The organism is Pseudoalteromonas arctica (assembly GCF_012927645.1).
Taxonomy (GTDB): domain Bacteria; phylum Pseudomonadota; class Gammaproteobacteria; order Enterobacterales; family Alteromonadaceae; genus Pseudoalteromonas; species Pseudoalteromonas arctica_A.
Genome location: NZ_JABBMT010000007.1, coordinates 103019 through 122997, shown reverse-complemented (window position 1 = coordinate 122997; position 19979 = coordinate 103019). Strand labels below are relative to the sequence as shown.

Genomic DNA, 19979 nt, shown 5'->3' with positions numbered 1-19979 from the left:
TTACCAACCACCACTGATTTTGTTGTTTTTGCGTTTTGCTACGCTTAATTGATTATCCCGTTTCTCCATGAAGCGAATATACTTTTCTGTGACACTTGTGCAATAATGCCCCATAAGCTCGGCCAGCTCATCCATCAAATAGTTATAATCAACTCCTCGTTTTTTGTATTCATTCCAAAGCCAATGAGTTGCGTATGTTGCACGGCCGTCATGGATTCTATAGTACCAACTTGGATCTACTTCTTTAACTAGTTGTCGTAACGATGCAAAATGTTTTTCTAGAGTGTTCTCTGAGTATTGCTTGCCTTTGTTTGATATAAACAAGTATTCAGTTAAATCCGATTCTTCTCCAGACTCAATTAAATTGTTTCTTTTCTTTAGGTTTTTTCCACGCTTTATACTTTGTTTGTATTGCTCAAGCTCTTCGTAAAGGCTAATTGGAATCTCAATAGTACGAGGCTTAGCCCCCTTGGTTTTTGTTATGTTGATAGGCACAACTTCATTACCACTATAGTCGACATCACCGATTTCATGAGCTGGAAAGTGAGTGAGCTCATCAACACGAAGTCCTGCCTCAACCACTAATTTAAACATTAATGGAAAGGGCTTTGGTAAAAACTCGACATACTCATCAAATAACTTTCGGTGGTCAAAAGTCATCGGTTTTAACTTCTTATAAGCCGGTGTTGCATCTTTATTTGGAAACATCTTCATGATGTTTGATTGTTCATATACTCTCTTAGTACTTTTTTTGATGTGAGCTAGCTTGTCATGTTGATTAACACCAGTATCAAATTCTTTTTTCTCATAGTGAGTAACAACATGCTGTTCACCTCGCTTTAAGTAGCCGAACCTTTGCATCCATTTGTAAAAACCAATAACAGCACCCATATAAGTTCTAGCTGTACTAAGAGCTAAAGCTTCATCACCACTAGAGTTTGCATGGCGACAATTTGCTGAAAGAAACTCTGCAAACTGCCAAGGAGCTCCTTCTTCTTCAATTTCTGTTAGGGTTTTATAGGTTAAGCATTCTGCTGGTATTTCGTGACCGTCTTCATCATATTGCGAGTGATGTGTAGAATCTAAGTAGCGGGTAAACATTAATAAGGCTTTAGCAATACTGTTTGTATCTTTAACAGCAGCTTCCCCCCTCAATTTATACACAAGGTAGAGTGACTGTGGATAAACAACATTACCATCAGGTGCAATGATAATTTTTGTTCTTTTATAATTATGGAGAGGGGAAAGTTCTGTATTAAAAGTTACTTCGCCACTTTCTTCGTCAATATGCTCTGAAAGCTTTAGCTTAGCTAAAACGTCAACGTCAATTGAAAGTAGCTGGTAATCGTCGAAAAGTTCTGTATGTATTTCGTCTTGCGTATTTTTTATCACAAAACAACCCTCAATATGTTAGTCACATATTAAAGATAGTTATATCATAAAAATTAGCCAAGGTTTTTTATCATAAATTTTTTCCAAGGGTAAACTTTTTGTAGCCCCATACGCCGAATGCTTCTGCAATCGCGTGGTCTTCATCTGAAAGTAGGTCAAAGTTAAGCTCTTTCTTAGTTTCAAAGTTTTTTAACTTTTTAACTGGATCAGGGCTGATACCCACCACGCGAGTATTTAGCTGGGCTAATACGTATTTTTCGTCGCGGAGGTTTTCAGCTTGCACTGTGCAGCCTGGTGTTGAAGCTTTTGGATAAAAGTAGACTAACACTTGCTGCTGTTTTAAAAGATCAGCAAGGACAATGGTTTCGCCATCTTGGTTTTGTAAGCTAAAAGCGGGGGCTTTATCGCCAGCTTGTAATGGATTAATGGTGTTCATGCTTTGCTCCTTAGCGAATGCGTCGAAATATATAATCGACATTAAGAGTACGTGAAAGGTCTTCAAATTGGACTTTAAAGCTGTCAATGTCAACCTCTACTGGAATGTTAAACTCCAGTTCACAGCGCATTTTGGTGTATTCATCTTCGTCATAGGTGTCTGACTTTAATGAACATATACTAATGTGTTTGTCGGCAAAAAAGCGGGTGACTTTACTTAACGTACCTGGTGTATCGATACCTGTATATTCAAGGGTGTAGCCGGCACAAAATTCACTTTGGGTATGACTGGCTGTACGCTTCATCATCGTGAGTAAGCCTAGTTCCATACCTTTAAGGGGCAGGGTGTGTTCAATGCGGCTGATTGCCGACATATCACCAGATAACAGCATAATAAATGTAAATTCATTGCCTAAGATAGCAATGCGACTATCAATAATATTACAGTGACAGTCACTGACTAATTGGGTTAATTCACTGACAATACCAGGGCGATCATCGCCAATGGCAGTTAAAACGAGCTGATGATTTGAAAAAGTAGTCATGAATTCAGTACCTAGGTTATATTATTAATAACAATCAGAGTAAGTTAAGCTGGCAATTACCACCACACGGCGGCGAAGTTTAACACAAAACAATCGCTAAACTACAGAGCGAGTTAATTAAGCTGTTATTAAAGCACAGTGTTTCTTGTTTTTAGTGGCATGGGAAAGTACCATAGTTAAAATTTTGCATATTGATAGGCTGACACTTACGTGTAGCCGTACCCCAAAGTTACGGGTTTTGCATAAAAACATGATACGTAAAGTTAATATTGACTTTACACTGAACCAAATCGGTATAACCCGCTCATATATTTGTTAAAACAATTAAGGGTATGCTAAGGAGAATTATCTGTGCAGTATTGGATCCCAAAAGCGCTTGCTGTAAGCGTATTGGTTAGCTTGTCAGGATGTGGTGTGTTCACTGACGAAGCGCATCATAAACGTAATTACCGTGCCAGTGAGCCGGTACAAGTGCCAGAACAATTGGCTCAACCAGCTCTAGACCCCACTTATAAAATGGAAGTGGCGGAATATGACAATAATCCGGATTCAACAAACTATCGTCCTCCAGCACAAGTATTAACTGTGGCAAAAGGCAGTTGGGTTGAAGAAGGTGATAAACAAGCACGCGTTTATTTTGATAAAAACGATGGTATTGCAGATTTAGACGAATTTATTTGGGATTCTGTACACGCAGTGTTAGCTGAACACCAAACAAAGCCAATCAAACAAGATAAGTTATTAGGTTCAATAGAAACTGACTGGTATGCCATTATTAAACCTGAAGAAGGGTGGTTATGGGATAGCGATATCGCGGTATCTGAGCAACGTTTTACTTTTTCTATTGAAGAAAAGTCACATCAACGTACGGCTTCATTAAGCGCTAAGTTGGCTGATTATAAAAGTGAAGATGTGCCATTGACACCAATTTTACAACAGCAGCTAGAAGTGCGTGCACTAAACCAAGTTGTTGCTGAGTTTGATTACCGCTATCGTCAACTTGAAGTTGAAATACGTAAACAACAAGGCATTATTTCGTTGGAAATGGGCTTTGATAATAAAGGTAATGCGGCATTAGTGACCGAGCAAGATTACTTTGTAATATTTGATCGTTTCTCAGGGTTTCTTGAGCGCCTATCGTTCACGATTGTTGAAATTGATCAAGAACGTGGTTTGATCACTGCTGATTACAACAAACCTGAATCAAGTGTTTGGGATTCAATTTGGGGTGAAGAGCGTGCTGAATTACCGATTGAAAACGGCCAATATCAAATATTAGTCAGTCGCACCAAAGAAGGTGGTACTAGTTTAACGTGGATGGACGATGAAGGCATAACGTTAGAGCCTGGTACGATGAATGACTTGCAACAAGCGTTAGAAAATGCTTTGCGCCAACGCGGTATTAAAATTTAATAATAAATAATAATAACACCACAAAAAGAGCTTTTGCTCTTTTTGTGGTTTCTACAGGTTGAAAACAATGTCTAATCTAGCTTCCTCTCACCCGCAGTTTGGTTTTAAGGTATGGTTTAATTTTTTAGTTCCATCATTGATTGGGATTCTCTTATTCATAACTCCAGTGCCAATGGACGGAGCAATGACTATTCCAATCGCTGTGATGGCAAAAACGGTACAAGCGCATATCACATCGTATGCTGGTGCGCTGATCACACTAATTATTTGTACTACAGGTGTTTTATCCTTGATCTTTAAGCTTTTTAAGCCTGCGGTATTAATGAAATCGACTATTTTAAAACACCTTTTTGATGTACATTGGCTTTGGCTAGTGACTCGCTTATTTGGTATGGCGTTTATTATCTTAACGGCTTTAAGTATTAATAATCCGGATTTTAAATCGACGTTACCGGAGTTTTTAATTCCACTTTTCGATGGTATTACATCAGGAAATACCGGTGGCTTAGTGCTAAAAGATTTATTACCGGTGTTATTTTCGGTATTTATTTTAGCAGGTTTATTACTGCCTTTATTGTTGAATTTTGGCTTACTTGAGCTAGTCGGCACGTTATTAACTAGAGTAATGCGTCCTTTATTTGGCGTTCCAGGGCGAAGTGCTGTTGATTGTGCTACATCGTGGTTAGGCGATGGCAGTGTGGGTATTTTAATGACCGCGCGTCAATATGAAGAAAAGCATTATACTCAACGTGAAGCGGCGATTATCGGTACTACATTCTCCGCGGTATCAATTACATTTTGTTTAGTGGTATTAGGCCAAGTAGGGCTGGAAAAATTATTTGCCCCGTTTTATTTAACGGTTTGTTTAGCCGGGGTTGTTGCTGCGTTGATCGTGCCACGTATACCGCCATTGAGCTTTAAAAAAGATATATATATTGATGGAAGTCAGCCCGATAAGCATAAAGAACGCGTGCCACATGGCAAAAATGTGTTCAAACATGCGCTACATGTAGCGCTGCACAAAGCGAAAAACTCACCGGGTTTTGCTGCTACCATGAAAGAAGGTATTCACAATGCATTAGATATGGTGTTTGCAGTATTACCCGTGGTCATGGCTGTGGGGACGTTCGCATTAGTTATTGCAGAATATACGCCGATATTTGCTTATTTAGGTAAACCGTTCATCCCATTTTTAGAGTTATTACAAATCCCAGAAGCAGAAGCTGCTGCGCAAACGATCATGGTTGGCTTTGCGGATATGTTTATTCCTTCAATCTTAGCTGCTGGCACGATTGAAAGTGATGTTACTCGCTTTATTATTGCGGCAATGAGTGTAACCCAATTGATTTACATGTCAGAAGTGGGTGCGCTTTTATTGGGCAGTAAAATCCCGGTAAATATATTTGAATTGTTTGTAATATTTATTCTCAGAACCTTGAGCACTTTACCCGTTATTGCCCTGATGGCACATTGGTTAGTTGGCTGATTAAGTCTGTTGTTAATCTATAAAAAGTCCTGATTACTCAGGGCTTTTTAAAATAAAATTAGCGAGATAGGTATGTAAAGGAAAGCGCACACCACACCATTGAGATTAAGTGCTTTCATTATACCTCTTGATAAACAGCGTTAGTAAAAACCGCAATAAAATCTTTACTCAGTTAGGGCATATGCATATGATCAACTAAATTTAGCCGAGGAAACAAGTAATGACAAAGCAAGCCTTCGACACTCAGTCAACGTTAACTATCACTCGCCCAGATGACTGGCATGTTCATTTACGTGATGGGGATCAATTAAAAGATACAGTGCGTGATATTAGCCGTTATATGGGACGCGCTATTATTATGCCAAACTTAGTTCCTCCGGCAACCTGTACTGAAACGGCGTTAGCGTATCGCGATCGTATTATGGCGGCTGGCCCACAAGGGAATTTTGAGCCATTAATGGTCCTTTATCTAACAGATAACACGAGTGCAGATGAAATTAAAAAAGCACATGCAACTGGTAAAGTTGTTGCTGCTAAAGTGTATCCAGCAGGTGCGACTACCAATTCTGATTCTGGTGTAACATCAATTAAAAAGATTTACCCAGCATTAAAAGCCATGCAAGAAGTTGGTATGTTATTGCTGATCCATGGTGAAGTGACAGATTCATCGATTGATATATTTGATCGTGAAAAAGTATTTTTAGAGACGATTTTAATTGATGTGGTGCAAGATTTCCCCGATTTAAAAATTGTGCTTGAGCACATCACTACTAAAGATGCCGTTGATTTTGTAAATAATGCCTCTGATAATGTGGCTGCAACCATTACTGCACATCATTTATTGTATAACCGTAATCATATGTTAGCGGGAGGGATCCGCCCACATTATTACTGTTTACCAATCTTAAAGCGTAATACACACCAACAAGCACTTATTAGTGCTGCGACCAGTGGCAGTGCTAAGTTCTTTTTAGGTACGGATTCGGCGCCGCATTATAAAGATAAAAAAGAAGCCGCGTGTGGGTGTGCTGGAGCATACACAGCGCATGCTGCACTTGAGTTATATGCGGAAGCATTTGAAGAAGCCGGTGCGCTTGATAAGCTTGAAGGCTTTGCAAGCCATTTTGGTCCAGATTTTTATGGTTTAGCACGTAATACAGATACAATTACACTTATAAAGCAACCATGGACAGTGCCAGCAAGTTACCCATTAGGAAATGATCACGTGGTGCCAATAAAAGCTGAGTCTGTTATTGACTGGCAAGTAAAATAATTAACTATTATCTAAACAACAGCTGCATTTTTAGTCTTAAAATTAATCAGTTAAGCCGTGTTTCAGTAATTGCTTCATGGCTTATAAAATATTTTTTAATTAATAGAGCTAAAACAATTATATTGTGTTAACCTTAACTTGCTTTGAGTTTTTGCGTATTGAATTTTTTGGTTAATGTGCGGCGTGTAAGGTTTCCGGTTAATGGTTATTACTTCTTCCTGTACTTTATCCCAGCGATTTATTGGGCATTCACTCAGGGAGGATATAGCCAATCTGGCTGAATTTTAATTATTGACTTACAGGAAAATTTGGTATGTCAAACACGGTTACTGGTAAAGTTAAGTTCTTCAACGAAGCTAAAGGTTTCGGTTTTATTGAACAAGAAAATGGCCCTGACGTATTCGTACATTTCAGCGCTATTACAGGCTCAGGTTTTCGCACTCTAAGCGAAGGCCAACAAGTGTCTTTCGGCATCAAGCAAGGCCAAAAAGGCCCTGAAGCTGAGAACGTAGAACTAGCATAATTTATATTATGTGAACCTAGGTTCAACTTGGTGAAACAGAACTCTGTTTCACCATAATTCCCCTCATTAAATCTATCTTATAATAAACCTTCTCTTTCTACTTTATTAAATTCAATAAATTTTTGATGCTATTTTACTAGCCCAAATGTTGCCAATACAAGCCTGCAGACAAAACGATATTATTCTCGCTCGTAACCATGCGCCATGCTTTCCTTTAAAAGATCCGGCTGCTATTTTTTGCGATATATCCTAGATTTGGCCGCCTAGAAAGGCTTTTTACTGAATGACGACGCTTATTTGAAATAATTATGAACTTTTTTAACCCTCTTAGATTACACATAAAATGTTACATTAATGTTTTGTATTTCATGGCTGACGATAGAACGGTGTTAGGTAGCGGCTTTCATCCTCGATAAAAAACACCGGTGTTGCATTTGTGTTAATCCTTTGTTTTGTGTGTTTTAGTTTGTATTGATTGAATTAATTTATTTCTGGTAAATTCCAAACATCAAGTTGACAGCGTGCATTGCATTTAGCATTATTGGAGGGTTGATATCTATTAAAAGATATCAGGGTTGTCTCCTTAGGGAGGTAATTAAATTATAAAAGTAACATTACTTAATTGGTTGGGAACTATGTCTGTTAAAATCAGAAAGAGTCTTGTAGCAACTGCGTTGGTTGGCGCTTTTGCATTCGCAAGCAGCAATGTGATTGCAGATCCTTTGAATGACGTGCAAAAAGCAGGTCTACAAATTCAAACGGCTGCGGTTAAGTCTCAAACTAAAATTGACAATGTATATGGTCAAACTCAAGAGCTATTGGCTGAGTACCGTAACGTTGTTGATGAATCTGAGCTATTGAAAGTATACAACGATCACGTTGCACGTTTGGTCGCTGACCAAAATGCACAAATTGAATCGTTTGATCGTCAAATTGCGACGATCGACAACACAAAACAAAACGTTGTGCCTTTGATGTATCGCATGATCGATACGCTTGAGCAATTCATCAAAGCGGACGTTCCGTTTAACAGTGACAATCGTTTGGCGCGTGTTGAAAGATTACGTGAAACAATGGTTTCTTCTTCTGTAACTACATCAGAGAAGTTCCGTCAGGTATTAGAAGCATACACAATTGAAGCTGCATACAGCTCTTTAGTTGCTGCTTCACAAGGTACTTTAGAAGTTGATGGCAAGAGCATTAACGTTGATTTCGGCCAACTTGGTCGTATCACATACGTTGCTCAATCGTTTGACTTAAAACACGCATGGGTATGGGATAACAACACTAAACAGTGGAAAAAATTAGGTGATGAATACCTAAAACCTGTTAAAGAAGTTATTCGTATGGCGCGTAAGCAAGCGACATTAGAACTTGTTAAACTACCAATCTTTGGCGCGGAGTAATCAATAATGAAGAAACTATTTAAAGGTTTTGCTGTTGCAGCAGTACTATCTGTTTCTGCAGGTACCGCGCTTAATGCACATGCAAATACTGGAGCTCTTGATAAAATTCTTGAGCAAGTAAAGCAAGAGCGTATCTCTGAAGGCAAAATCAATAAGCAACGTGAGCAAGAGTTCTTATCAGATCGTGCTGATAAACAAGCGCTACTTAATAAAGCAAAAAGCCAATTAGCTGCTGAAAAAGCGCGTGGCGATCGTTTAACTAAAGAATATGCACAAAACGAAAATACTTTAGCTGAGAAAGAGGCTGCTCTTCAAAGTGCACAAGGTACGTTAGGTGAAATGTTTGGTGTTGTACGTCGTGCTGCGCAAGATGCAATTGGTTCAATCGAAGCGTCTCTTGTTTCTGCTGAAAAGCCAGGCCGTGCTGAAATCTTACGTTCATTAGCAGCTGCTAAAGAGTTACCAACAGTTCGTGAACTTGAAGAGCTTTGGATAGCGCTACAAACTGAAATGACTGAGTCAGCTAAAGTATCTACTTTTGAAACTGAAGTTGCAGGTCTTGACGGTAACGCAACAGTTAAGCAAGTAACACGTATCGGTAACTTCAACTTAGTAACAGACGATGGCTACTTAATCTATTCGCCTGAAACTAAATCGATTCAGCCTTTAGGTAAACAGCCTGATAGTTATATCCTTGCTGGTATTAAAGACTTAGAAAATACGTCTGCTGATAACTATGCTGGTGTTTACGTGGATCCAACACGTGGTGCTATCTTACGTATCAATACACAAAAAGCGACACTTGAGGAATACTTTCACCAAGGTGGCGTAGTTGGTTATATCATCACTGCGTTACTAGGTTTAGGTATCTTAATCACATTAGTACGCTTTATTGACCTTACGCTTACTCGTAGTAAGATTAATAGTCAGCTTAAAAACGTGTCTACACCGAATACAAATAACCCACTGGGTCGTATTCTTAAAGTGTACCATGACAATAAAACACAAGATGTTGAAAACCTTGAGCTTAAACTTGATGAAGCGATTCTTCGTGAAACGCCACGCATTGAATCGGGTATTAATATCATTAAAATCCTTGCTGCAATCGCGCCGTTACTTGGTCTACTAGGTACGGTAATCGGTATGATCTTAACGTTCCAAACAATCACATTGTTCGGTACAGGTGATCCGAAGATCATGGCAGGTAACATCTCTCTAGCACTTGTAACTACTGCGCTAGGTCTAATTGCTGCATTACCACTTATTCTTCTTCACGCTGTTGTTGCGGGTCGTAGTAAGTCGGTATTACACATCCTTGATGAGCAAAGCGCGGGTATCGTAGCTACTCACGCGGAGAAGGAGAAAGCCTAATGCTAGTCCTGATGGAGATATGGGAATCTATCAGGGATTTTGTTGGCACAGGCGGCCAGGTTTTATACGTGGTCGCGATAGCACTCTTTCTTATGTGGGTTTTAATGATTGAGCGCTATTGGTTCTTACTTTCTGAATTTCCTCGTTTATCGACGGAAATTGTAGCAAAGTGGGATGCCCGCCAAGACACTACGTCTTGGTACGCACACAGAATCCGTGAAGCATGGATTTCTGAAGCGTCTGAAAAATTAGATCAGCGTATGTTGTTGATTAAAACATTAGTAGCTGTTTGTCCTTTAATTGGCTTACTTGGTACAGTAACAGGCATGATCGCGGTTTTTGAAACCATGGCAAGCCAAGGTACAGGTAATGCACGTTTAATGGCATCAGGTATTTCAATGGCAACAATCCCAACAATGGCTGGAATGGTTGCGGCATTATCTGGAGTATTCTTTAGCTCACGCCTTGAGGCAAGAGCGAGAATGGTGAAAGCCAAGCTTGTTGATAGTATGCCTCATCACTAGAGAGAGAATTAAATATGGCACGTAAACAACGTTTTCGTGAAGAAGAAGATGCAACGGTCGATATGACACCGATGCTTGACATCGTATTTATCATGCTTATTTTCTTTATCGTAACTACATCGTTCGTTAAAGAGGCTGGTATCGAGGTCAATAAACCAAAAGCGGCCCAAGCTACGAAGCAAAAAAATGCTAACATTTTTATTGCAATTCGTGACAACGGCGAAATCTGGATTGATAAACAGCAAGTTGATGTTGAACGTGTTTCAGCAAAAATTGAAAGTTTATTAGCTGAACAACCTACTGAAGTTGTAATTTTGCAAGCTGACAAAGATGCAAAACACGGCGTAGTGGTTAAAGTTATGGACCAGATCAAAGCGACGGGTGATAACCTGAGAATTTCAATAGCTGGAGATCAGTAATGATTCGTTTTCTGTTTTCACTGATTGCAGGTGGGGCAGTTACTTTCGGCTTGTTCTACTTCATGGCTTTCCTCATCTCTGGTGGGGCTGACCGTAATACGGAACAAAAAGAGCAGATCATAGTCGAAATTATGACGAATCCGCCTGAATCTAAGGTGCAGGAACGGAAGCGAGTACCGCCTCCGCCGCCTCCACCGCCAAAGCAGCCGCCTAAACCGCAGCCGCCACAGCCGGAAAATAACAACCCAAACCCAGGTACTATGTCATTTAATATGGGTAGTATTGATGTGGGAAGTTCGGCAGGTGGTCTAAGTGGTCCAGGGGCATTCGGACGAGATGGTGATGCGACACCTATCGTTCGTATTGAACCAAAATATCCAACACAAGCAGCGCGTGATGGTAAAGAAGGTTGGGTACAGCTTTCATTCTCAATTGATGAATTGGGTGGGGTAACTGATGTTGAAGTAATTGACGCAGACCCTAAACGCATATTCGATAGAGAAGCTAAACGTGCATTGAGCAAGTGGAAATACCGTCCTAAAATTATTGACGGTAAGCCACAAAAGCAAGTTGGCTTACAAGTTCAGCTAGACTTTAAAATTAACCAAGGCAACTAAGGAGGCAAGTAATGAGAAATTTATCTAAAGTAACAGCACTTGCGGTACTTATGTCTTTCTCGGGTGCAGTATTTACTGCACCGGTTCTAGCCGCGCCAGATCCCGCGAAAATTGAAGCGCGGAAGAAAGCAAAAACTAGGATCATGGGTGAGCGCACTGGTAAAAAAGTTATAAAAGCGTTTGACTTGTACAACGAAGATAAGCTTGATGAAGCTATTGCGATGCTTAAAGAGCTTGACCCTTCAGATGACTTTGATAAAGCAACAGTTAACCGCTATTTAGGTAGCATGTATGGCCAGAAAGAGCAGTACAAAACTGCGATTGGTTACTTAAAATTAGCTGTTGCCCCTGATGTGTTAAACTTTGCCGATCACGAACAAAGTTTAAAAACATTAGGCGATATGTACGCGGGTACTGAGCAGTATGAAAAAGCCAAAGATGCTTATGTTGCATGGATGGACTTTACTGGTGAAGAAGATGCAACGGTTTATACTCGTATAGCCCAAGCTAACTATCAGTTAGGTAAATTCCGTGATGTTTTTACTCCGGCAGATAAAGCAATTAAACTTCAAAAAGAGCCTAACAAAGGCCCTTACCAATTAAAATTAGGTTCTTACTTTGAACTTAAAGACTATAAAAATATGGTTAAAGTTGGTGAAGAAATTGTTCGTATCTGGCCAGATGATAAAAAAGCATGGGTAAGCTTAGGTAAATACTACCTTCAGACGGAAGACTATAAAACTGGTCTTGCAACGATGGAAGTAGCTTACAAAAATGGTTATTTTGAAACTGAAGTTGATTATAAAGTTTTGTCTAACTTTTATTCATTGAATGAAATTCCTTATAAAGCCGCTAAGGTTTTAGAGAAGTCTATAAATGATAAGATTGTTAAGCGTAATAAACAAAATATCAGCGCAGTAGCCAGTAACTATCATCGCTCAAAAGATATTGAAAAAGCAGCTAAGTACTATGAAGAAGCGGCTAAATTTGATGACGATGCTGAGCTTTACCGCAAAGCAGGTTCATTATTATTGCAATCGCAAAATTATAGTGCTGCCGTTGTTCGTTTGAACAAGGCACTTGAATTAGGTTCTGATAAGAAAGGAACCATTTATTCAGATTTAGCGGAAGCTTATTACTATCAAGAAAAGTATAAGCAAGCTTATGCGGCAATAACTAAAGCAATGGATGACCCGCGCACGCGCAAGTTTGCAAAAGGTTGGTCTGTATTTATTAAAGATAAAGCCGCTCGCAACGGTGTTAAGATTTAACTTTAATTCGCTATAGCAATTTATAAAAAGCCCCAATGGGGCTTTTTTTATTGGATTTAACTCATGATGAAACACCTAATATGGATATGCTTCTCAGCGCTTTTTTTGAGCGCATGCGGTGATACGAATAATCAGTATCAGAGTAAAGAGCAAGCTCAGCAAGCATTGCAAATACTAAATCAATTTTTAAGACCAACAGGTGAAATTAAACAAGTTAACGAGCAACTGTTTCCATTCAGTGATGCATATTTAAAAGAACGTCACAGTATATATCAAGCCATGAAAACCTTAGAGTTAACACCTGTCGCGCAGAGTTCATTGGATTATCTTATTATTGCAGAGCGTTTTCCAGAGCGTTATTTTACATGGCCGGTGTATATTCCTGTGCTTGATAATATGCTTGCCTATAATCAGCATCACGATATTACTGCAAACATAAACAATTGGCTCAGTTTTACTCAGCAGCAGTTAATACTCGCTAAAGAGAGTAAACTTAGACTCAACTCAATTGAACTTAATGCGTTACAAACGCAGGTAACTAAGAATCTTACTCGCGTTGATCTTCCGGTAAACCTTAAACACACCTTGAGCGAGTTTAATGAGTATTTAGCGGCGTATACACCTCGTGGAAGTGTTGGTTTACATGGCTTATCAAATGGTGGATCTTGGTATCAAAGTAAGTTGAATTACTTCTCAGGCATTACTAAAGCACCAATAAATTGGCTCGTTGCAGTGCAATCTCAGTTGAGGGAAATGCAGCAAGGGGCGTACTCTATGCGTTTTGCTGTGGATCATCAGCATTCAGTCCTTGAGCAGCGTTTTGCATTGTCTAAAGATAAGCTAATTGACTTTGATTGGGCGCAAAATTATCAGAGCTTAACGAGCTTTGCAGGGCAAGCTGTAACAGATATAAGTAATGAAGAACGTACTTTTTGGTTAGCTATGATGGAAACCGATCTTGGCATCCATTACCATGCTTGGACTGTGCAACAAGCGAAAGTTAATTTACTTAAACGGTTAAAATTAACGCCACAACAAGTCGATTACTTAGTGGCTGATATCATTTTTTATCCGGCACAAAGTTTTGCGTTCGCAACACTTTTAGCAACTCGGTAAGCTCGCTTACCGATTCTTATGACCTTGGCTCGCAGCTGCTACAGCGCTGCGCTGTTGGATCGGCATTGAGCCGTTGCGAGTCAATTTTTTCTTCACAGTCACAGCAATAACCATATTGGCCGATATCGACTTGACAGACTGCCGCTTCAAGTTGTTCTAAGCGAACTATGATATCTTTATATTCACTGCCAAGTTGTTTTTGCGTAAGCTCTAACCATTGCTCAGGATTATTTTTGTGCAAAGTTTCAGCTAGCGAGTGATGCAATTGGTTACTTGAGCTTGATAGTGTTGTAAGCAAGCAATGCCTTACGTGCTTCAGCTCTGTATTAAGTTGTTGAAGGTGATGTTGAGCATTGATCATTGTTATTGTCCTCGTTGAGCAATACTGCAGTATTCATTAATTTAAAAAAGCCGACTTTGATATATGTCAAATTAGGGTGCGATAGCGTATTTTTTCAAAACAGTGGTGACATCTTCTTTTGTTTTAAGGCGCCTTATCTCAGCGAACAAAATATCAGCTTGGTTATATTGGCGTTTTAAATAGCCCAGCCACTGCTTAGTACGAGAAGCAAAATATTTTTCATCTTTCGCTGGATCATAATATATAGCTGAATGGATCAGATGATAGAGAATATTTTCCCACTGCAGGCCAACATAGTGTTCATTATTAAAGTGTGCTTTTATTTTACGTGCTAAATCAGGATGCGACAGTGCTCCGCGACCAAGCATTAAGTCTGTACAACCACTACGTTGTTGGCAAAGTAGTGCATCTTCTACTTGCCAAATCTCGCCATTTGCGACCACTGCGATGTTTTTATCTTTGATCAGTGGTGGAATTTTCTCCCAGTAAGCAGGCGGGTTATAACCGTCTCGCTTTGTACGAGCATGAATAGCAATACTATTAGCGCCAGCACTGACAACGGCATCAACAATTTCTTGGCTGTTACTGTCATCATCAAAACCTAAACGAATTTTAGCGCTTACTTGATGCTCTCCTGGCACGGCGTCACGGACTGCTTTGATTATTTCATACATGTGCTCAGGATCTTTTAATAGCACGGCGCCACCTTTACTTTTATTGACTGTTTTAGCAGGGCAACCAAAATTAAGATCAACGCCGTGAGAGCCAAGCTCAATTACCCTGACCGCGTTTTCAGCTAATGCGTGTGCAACTTGGCCAAGTAATTGGATACGTACGGCAGTGCCAGAACGCGTTAAACCGTTATTATTTAGCTCTGGGCAATAGCGATGAAATACTTTATCAGGCAAGCAGGCATCAATAACACGTACAAACTCAGTGACGCATAAATCAAGACCACCAAGGTCGGTGAGTAGTTGGCGCATTTTAAAATCGACAACCCCTTCCATAGGCGCTAAAACTAATTTCATGATAGGGGCACTTTGACTTTAGAAAAGGAGGCGTAGTTTACCTGTAAATATAACATTGATAAATGCCAATTTTACTCCCATAGTTAACTTCAATTGCTTACTTGCCGTGTCTTTATTATGACTAATATGTAAGTAGGTGCGATTAAGCAAAGATTATTTTTGTAGTAAGGTCTTCGTTATTGTTCCGGCAGCGGCCATCTGTTTGGCAATTATAGACACAACACCGAGTATTAAATTAGCTTCACTGGTTGAACAAGTTGCAGCACAAGCGCCGCAATTTACAACGCAGCAGCTTGTGCAAGGTGCGACTACAACTTTAACTGCGATGGCTAAACTTGGTGTTATCGTTACAAAAAATCCCCCTTAAAACCTTTATTGATTATTTTACATCGTCTATCATAAGCGCCTTAAATTTGTCGCGCTTAATAAAAGGTAGTACTTCATGTCAGAAGATAAAGATTTTAAAGACCCATTTAATACAATGTATTTTATTGCGTTTTTAGCTATGTTTGTAGGAATTGGCTGTTTAAATGCAATCCTAGGGTGGATCACCACAGTATCTTAATTTGCTTTTGTAAATGCTAGGCTGCTTTTTTGCAGCCTTATCTGCTAATTATTTAACTTCTTACCGACAACTCATATTTGTGATGTTATAATTATTTGCTTTGTAATATTACAGATAAATAGTTTAAATTATGACTCAAGTAACTCCATCTATCATCAAAGATAGCATTACTACCATTGTAGATCACCCTAAAGCAGGTATTATGTTCCGTGATGTAACAACGTTAATGGCTGATCCTGCAGCATTTCAAGCTACAATTAATGCATTTATTTCAGCTTATAAAGATCAAGGTTTTACCAAGATTATAGGTACTGAATCTCGTGGTTTTATCTTTGCTGCACCACTTTCATATGCACTAGGTATTCCTTTTATTCCAGTGCGTAAACCCGGTAAACTGCCACGCGCAGTGATCTCGCAAGATTATCAGTTAGAATATGGTGAAGATGTATTAGAGCTGCATACAGATGCCATTGTCCCAGGTGACAAAGTACTTTTAGTTGATGACTTATTGGCAACCGGCGGTACGATTGAAGCGACCGCTAAATTAGTTAATAAGTTGGGGGGTCATGCGACAGATGCAGCATTTGTCGTCTCTTTACCAGAATTAGGTGGCGAGCAATGCATTGCAAAAATGGGGATTAAAATCCTAAAATTGGTTGAATTCGAAGGCGAATAATTAATGAGTTATCAAGTCCTAGCGAGAAAATGGCGTCCACAGACCTTTCATGAATTGGTCGGTCAGTCCCATGTGAAACAAGCGCTTATTAATGCTTTAACACAAAACAGACTGCATCACGCTTATTTGTTCACTGGGACTCGCGGGGTGGGTAAAACCACCATCGCACGTATTTTTGCGAAAAGCTTAAATTGTGATGAAGGCATTTCAGCTGAGCCTTGCGGAAAGTGTAGTAGTTGTGTCGATATCGAAACGGGTCGTTATATTGACTTACTTGAAATAGATGCAGCATCGCGCACTAAAGTAGAAGATACCCGTGAGATATTGGATAACGTGCAGTACGCGCCAACTCGCGGTCGTTATAAAGTGTATCTGATCGATGAAGTACACATGCTGTCAAAGCATAGTTTTAATGCGCTGTTAAAAACCTTAGAAGAGCCGCCTGAACACGTTAAGTTTTTATTAGCGACCACAGATCCACAAAAGCTACCAGTTACGATTTTATCGCGTTGTTTGCAGTTTAATTTGAATGCGTTATCGCAACCTGAAATACTCCAACAACTTGAATATGTGTTAGGTGAAGAAAAATTAAGTTTTGAAACTCAAGCGCTGCAAATTATTGCCAAAGCGGCTGATGGCAGTATGCGTGATGCACTCAGTTTAACTGATCAAGCGATTGCTCAAACCAATGGTGATATCAAGCATCAAGCGGTGCAAGCGATGCTAGGGTTGATGGATAACCATTATAGCCAGCATTTGCTGGTTGCATTATTAGCGCAAGACGGCCATGTATTGATGGCGCAAATAGAGCAAGTTGCGACCCAAAACCCAAATTATATTGCCTTGTTAGATGATCTTATCGGCCTTACACATTTAGCACAATTAACCCAATTAGTGCCCGATGCCGCCAAATTAGATGAATATAATCGCGAGTTTATTAATGAAGTAGCAAAGAGCTGCGATCCACAACAAATGCAAATTTATTATCAATTACTGCTTAATGGCAAAAAAGACTTACAATGGGCGCCAGAGCCGCGATTAGGTTTTGAAATGGTGATGCTGCGTTTACTGGCATTTCAACCCGTTGATAGCCAAATGCTTGCAAGTACTGGGGCGCAAGCACCAGCAGGGGATAACAATCGGACTCGTTCAGCAGCACTGAGAGATATACTCAATAAAAATAAGCCTACAACACCACAGCCTGTTGATACGCAGCCTCCTGTTACCACAGCACCACAAACAAATTCGGCAATTATGCACGCAGCCGCGCATGATAATGATGCAGAGCTTGAGCAACAAGTAGCATCCCAATATGATGAGGTAATGAATAACGCCGTGGAGCAGGGCTTTCATAGTGGCTTTGAGCATGCGTCAGAACACACTTTGGCTGCTGAGCATCAATATAGTGCAGAGCCCACTGCTCTTGCGCCAAATAACAGCTCATTCTCTGACTATTCAGAAACCACAGATATTAGCCAAAAAGAAGTACAAGCGCAGTCCGCAATTGCACGTATTTTACGAGATAGAAATATCTCCGGTGCCGGCACGCTCTCAGGTGGTAAAACATCGGTGGCACCATTAACGAATAAACCAGCTGCGGTTGAGCGTGGTACTGCGGTAAAAAAGCCACAACCCCAGATAGCGGGGGCAAGTAGTCAGCCTAAGACAGATGGCTACACGCCGAATATCGCCCCCAATAAGCGTGTGAAACCTGACTTTAAACAAAAACATCAGACAATTACTGAAAATTTAGCACCAGAATTGCTAGAGCAAATTAATCCGCAAAAAGTAGTGACAGCGCCTGAGCCTGAAATAAATATTCAAATACCGGATGATTTTCAAAGCCCGATAAGCGATATTCGTTTTGCACATCAACAAGATGAATGGGCATACTTAATTAAGAGAATGGGACTTGGCGGGCGGATGCGTCAATTTGCTTTGCATTCAATTTATTCAAAGCAGCAACAACAGCTGCACTTAGAAGTGGATGAATCGCAAAAACATCTCGATACCCCGATGTTAAGGCAAAAGCTTAGTGCAGCGTTGGCCAGTATTTACGGGCATAATGTTGAGCTGACAATCAATTTTGCCCCAGGAGTGATTGATTCACCTTATTTAATTCAGCAAAAAATAGATGCAGGGCGTCATCAGCAAGCAATCGATGTGATCAACAGTGACGACAATATCGTACAGTTACAGCAGCTATTTTCTGCAATTATCGATGAAAACAGTATTCAGGCATTGTAATTCACTGCAATAGCCCTTATCTTCATGGCAATTAGAAATAGAAAGAGAGAAAGTTATGTTTAAAGGTGGAATGGGTAACATGATGAAGCAAGCGCAGCAAATGCAAGAGCGCATGCAAAAAGCCCAAGACGAAATTGCTCACTTGGAAGTGGTTGGTGAAGCCGGTGCTGGTTTAGTCAAAGTAACCATGCTTGGTAACCACAATGTTCGCCGTGTTGAACTTGACGAAAGTTTAATGGAAGACGAAAAAGACCTTATTGAAGACTTACTTGCTGCTGCGTGTAATGACGCAGTACGCCGTGTAGCAGAAGAAACACAAGAGCGTATGGGTAAAGTAACTGGCGGTATGCAATTACCACCAGGTATGAAAATGCCGTTTTAAGGTAAACCCATATAAATAGCGCTTTCTTGCGCTATTTTTTTGAAATATGTGGGTGCCAAACAGATACCAAGCTTCAAGCTCAAAACTTTTGATTTTGAACGTATAATATAATGAAGTTAGTCTTTACTCTAAGGGCAAATTAGTTATTCTTCCATTACTATTGTCGAAGTAATTAAGTGATAACTAATGTAATGAAGATATAGGTCAGATATTGCTATATATTGAAGAAATAATAAGAAAAATGGAGCAAGGGAAGACTGAGCCATATTTATGTCGAGACAGTATACAGGACATGTATGTTGTTAAGAGACTGACGGCAACTTTTGTCGGTTGTATTAAGGAGTGGATTTGTGCTCGGTTAGCGAAGGAGTTCGGCTTACCAATTCCACCATTTAGTTTAGCTGAAATTGATGAATATTTAATAGAGTATAATACGGAGCATAGAAATAATTTAGGTGAAGGAATTGCGTTTGCATCTAAATTCGTTGAAGATCTCCAAGAAGTTAATTATAGTCTTTTGGATGAAGCACAAATTGAAGTTCTAAAGGATTTATATATTTTTGACTATTGGATAAAAAATGCAGATAGAACATTGTCTGAAAGTGGTGGAAACCCAAACCTTTTTTATAAGCAGTCAACTAATGAAGTTATAGTTATTGATCATAATTTAGCATTCGATAGTACCTTCAAAGTTGAAGATCATGAGTCAATTCATGTAAGTGCTAGGTTTTGGCCTGGGCAATTGGGATTATTTGATAAGGGTGACTACAAAAACCGAATGAGTCATGCTATTTCGTTTTGGGACGAAATTATTAATGAAATACCAATAGAGTGGCTTGAGTTAATTCCTGATTCGGATGTTTTTTTTGCTCAATTAAAGGTAGTATTAGAAAAATTTAAAAACGATGAATTCTGGGAGGTAATATAAA

21 protein-coding genes and 1 pseudogene are annotated in these 19979 nt (G+C 39.6%); 17 read left to right on the top strand and 5 right to left on the bottom strand.

Going from position 1 to position 19979, the window contains the following annotated elements; genetic code table 11:
• The 3 genes and pseudogenes from HHO47_RS19635 to HHO47_RS06825 form a co-directional block, all read right to left on the bottom strand.
• Complete coding sequence (locus tag HHO47_RS19635) at positions 1 to 1392, bottom strand: tyrosine-type recombinase/integrase (RefSeq protein WP_211183633.1); 1392 nt, start codon at positions 1390 to 1392, stop codon at positions 1 to 3.
• A 79-nt stretch (positions 1393 to 1471) separates the two neighbouring features.
• Positions 1472 to 1828: pseudogene (bcp, locus tag HHO47_RS06830) on the bottom strand (thioredoxin-dependent thiol peroxidase); the annotation flags it as partial.
• 10 nt (positions 1829 to 1838) lie between these two features.
• Positions 1839 to 2372, bottom strand: coding sequence for a glycine cleavage system protein R (locus HHO47_RS06825; protein ID WP_169019615.1), 534 nt, complete (start codon positions 2370 to 2372; stop codon positions 1839 to 1841).
• Between the two features lie 351 nt (positions 2373 to 2723).
• On the opposite strand from HHO47_RS06825, the gene bamC reads away from it, so the two are divergent.
• The 11 genes from bamC (at position 2724) to HHO47_RS06770 (ending at position 13791) form a co-directional block, all read left to right on the top strand.
• Positions 2724 to 3785, top strand: a complete 1062-nt coding sequence (gene bamC / locus HHO47_RS06820; protein WP_169019614.1) for an outer membrane protein assembly factor BamC — start codon at positions 2724 to 2726, stop codon at positions 3783 to 3785.
• 67 nt (positions 3786 to 3852) lie between these two features.
• On the top strand, positions 3853 to 5271 hold the full coding sequence (locus HHO47_RS06815; RefSeq protein ID WP_169019613.1) for a YjiH family protein: 1419 nt from the start codon (positions 3853 to 3855) through the stop codon (positions 5269 to 5271).
• Between the two features lie 220 nt (positions 5272 to 5491).
• Positions 5492 to 6544 (top strand): dihydroorotase, encoded by a 1053-nt coding sequence (pyrC, locus tag HHO47_RS06810; RefSeq protein WP_169019612.1) that lies wholly within the window; start codon positions 5492 to 5494, stop codon positions 6542 to 6544.
• Positions 6545 to 6857: 313 nt separating this feature from the next.
• Complete coding sequence (locus HHO47_RS06805) at positions 6858 to 7067, top strand: cold-shock protein (protein ID WP_145241558.1); 210 nt, start codon at positions 6858 to 6860, stop codon at positions 7065 to 7067.
• A 635-nt stretch (positions 7068 to 7702) separates the two neighbouring features.
• Entirely contained in the window at positions 7703 to 8473 is a 771-nt protein-coding gene (locus HHO47_RS06800) for a DUF3450 domain-containing protein (RefSeq protein WP_169019611.1), read from the top strand.
• 6 nt (positions 8474 to 8479) lie between these two features.
• A complete protein-coding gene (locus HHO47_RS06795; RefSeq protein WP_169019610.1) occupies positions 8480 to 9844 on the top strand; it encodes a MotA/TolQ/ExbB proton channel family protein in 1365 nt (454 codons plus the stop codon).
• Positions 9844 to 10368, top strand: a complete 525-nt coding sequence (locus HHO47_RS06790) for a MotA/TolQ/ExbB proton channel family protein (protein ID WP_169019609.1) — start codon at positions 9844 to 9846, stop codon at positions 10366 to 10368. Before HHO47_RS06795 ends, HHO47_RS06790 begins: the two co-directional genes overlap by 1 nt.
• Positions 10369 to 10382: 14 nt before the next feature.
• On the top strand, positions 10383 to 10787 hold the full coding sequence (locus tag HHO47_RS06785) for an ExbD/TolR family protein (protein ID WP_054205753.1): 405 nt from the start codon (positions 10383 to 10385) through the stop codon (positions 10785 to 10787).
• A complete protein-coding gene (locus HHO47_RS06780) occupies positions 10787 to 11404 on the top strand; it encodes an energy transducer TonB (RefSeq protein ID WP_169019608.1) in 618 nt (205 codons plus the stop codon). The genes HHO47_RS06785 and HHO47_RS06780 overlap by 1 nt, the downstream gene beginning before the upstream one ends.
• Before the next feature lie 11 nt (positions 11405 to 11415).
• Positions 11416 to 12675 (top strand): hypothetical protein, encoded by a 1260-nt coding sequence (locus HHO47_RS06775; RefSeq protein WP_169019607.1) that lies wholly within the window; start codon positions 11416 to 11418, stop codon positions 12673 to 12675.
• Between the two features lie 63 nt (positions 12676 to 12738).
• Positions 12739 to 13791, top strand: coding sequence for a hypothetical protein (locus tag HHO47_RS06770; protein ID WP_169019606.1), 1053 nt, complete (start codon positions 12739 to 12741; stop codon positions 13789 to 13791).
• Positions 13792 to 13807: 16 nt separating this feature from the next.
• Here the strand turns inward: HHO47_RS06770 and HHO47_RS06765 are convergent, their stop codons facing one another.
• Together HHO47_RS06765 and HHO47_RS06760 are read right to left on the bottom strand one after the other, a co-directional pair.
• Positions 13808 to 14152 (bottom strand): TraR/DksA family transcriptional regulator, encoded by a 345-nt coding sequence (locus HHO47_RS06765; protein WP_169019605.1) that lies wholly within the window; start codon positions 14150 to 14152, stop codon positions 13808 to 13810.
• Between the two features lie 71 nt (positions 14153 to 14223).
• On the bottom strand, positions 14224 to 15180 hold the full coding sequence (locus HHO47_RS06760) for a tRNA-dihydrouridine synthase (RefSeq protein ID WP_169019604.1): 957 nt from the start codon (positions 15178 to 15180) through the stop codon (positions 14224 to 14226).
• A 202-nt stretch (positions 15181 to 15382) separates the two neighbouring features.
• Between HHO47_RS06760 and HHO47_RS06755 the strand changes: the two genes are divergently transcribed.
• From HHO47_RS06755 to HHO47_RS06735, 6 genes are all read left to right on the top strand, one after another.
• Positions 15383 to 15547, top strand: coding sequence for a hypothetical protein (locus HHO47_RS06755; protein WP_169019603.1), 165 nt, complete (start codon positions 15383 to 15385; stop codon positions 15545 to 15547).
• Positions 15548 to 15622: 75 nt separating this feature from the next.
• Positions 15623 to 15745 carry a hypothetical protein gene (locus tag HHO47_RS19550; protein WP_282435241.1) on the top strand — a complete coding sequence of 41 codons (123 nt, stop codon included), beginning with the start codon at positions 15623 to 15625 and terminating at the stop codon, positions 15743 to 15745.
• 130 nt (positions 15746 to 15875) lie between these two features.
• Positions 15876 to 16421 (top strand): adenine phosphoribosyltransferase, encoded by a 546-nt coding sequence (gene apt, locus HHO47_RS06750; protein ID WP_169019602.1) that lies wholly within the window; start codon positions 15876 to 15878, stop codon positions 16419 to 16421.
• Positions 16422 to 16424: 3 nt separating this feature from the next.
• Complete coding sequence (dnaX, locus tag HHO47_RS06745; RefSeq protein ID WP_169019601.1) at positions 16425 to 18668, top strand: DNA polymerase III subunit gamma/tau; 2244 nt, start codon at positions 16425 to 16427, stop codon at positions 18666 to 18668.
• A 55-nt stretch (positions 18669 to 18723) separates the two neighbouring features.
• On the top strand, positions 18724 to 19050 hold the full coding sequence (locus HHO47_RS06740) for a YbaB/EbfC family nucleoid-associated protein (protein ID WP_149982903.1): 327 nt from the start codon (positions 18724 to 18726) through the stop codon (positions 19048 to 19050).
• 211 nt (positions 19051 to 19261) lie between these two features.
• Entirely contained in the window at positions 19262 to 19978 is a 717-nt protein-coding gene (locus tag HHO47_RS06735) for a HipA family kinase (protein ID WP_169019600.1), read from the top strand.
• The last annotated feature ends 1 nt before the right edge of the window (position 19979 follow it).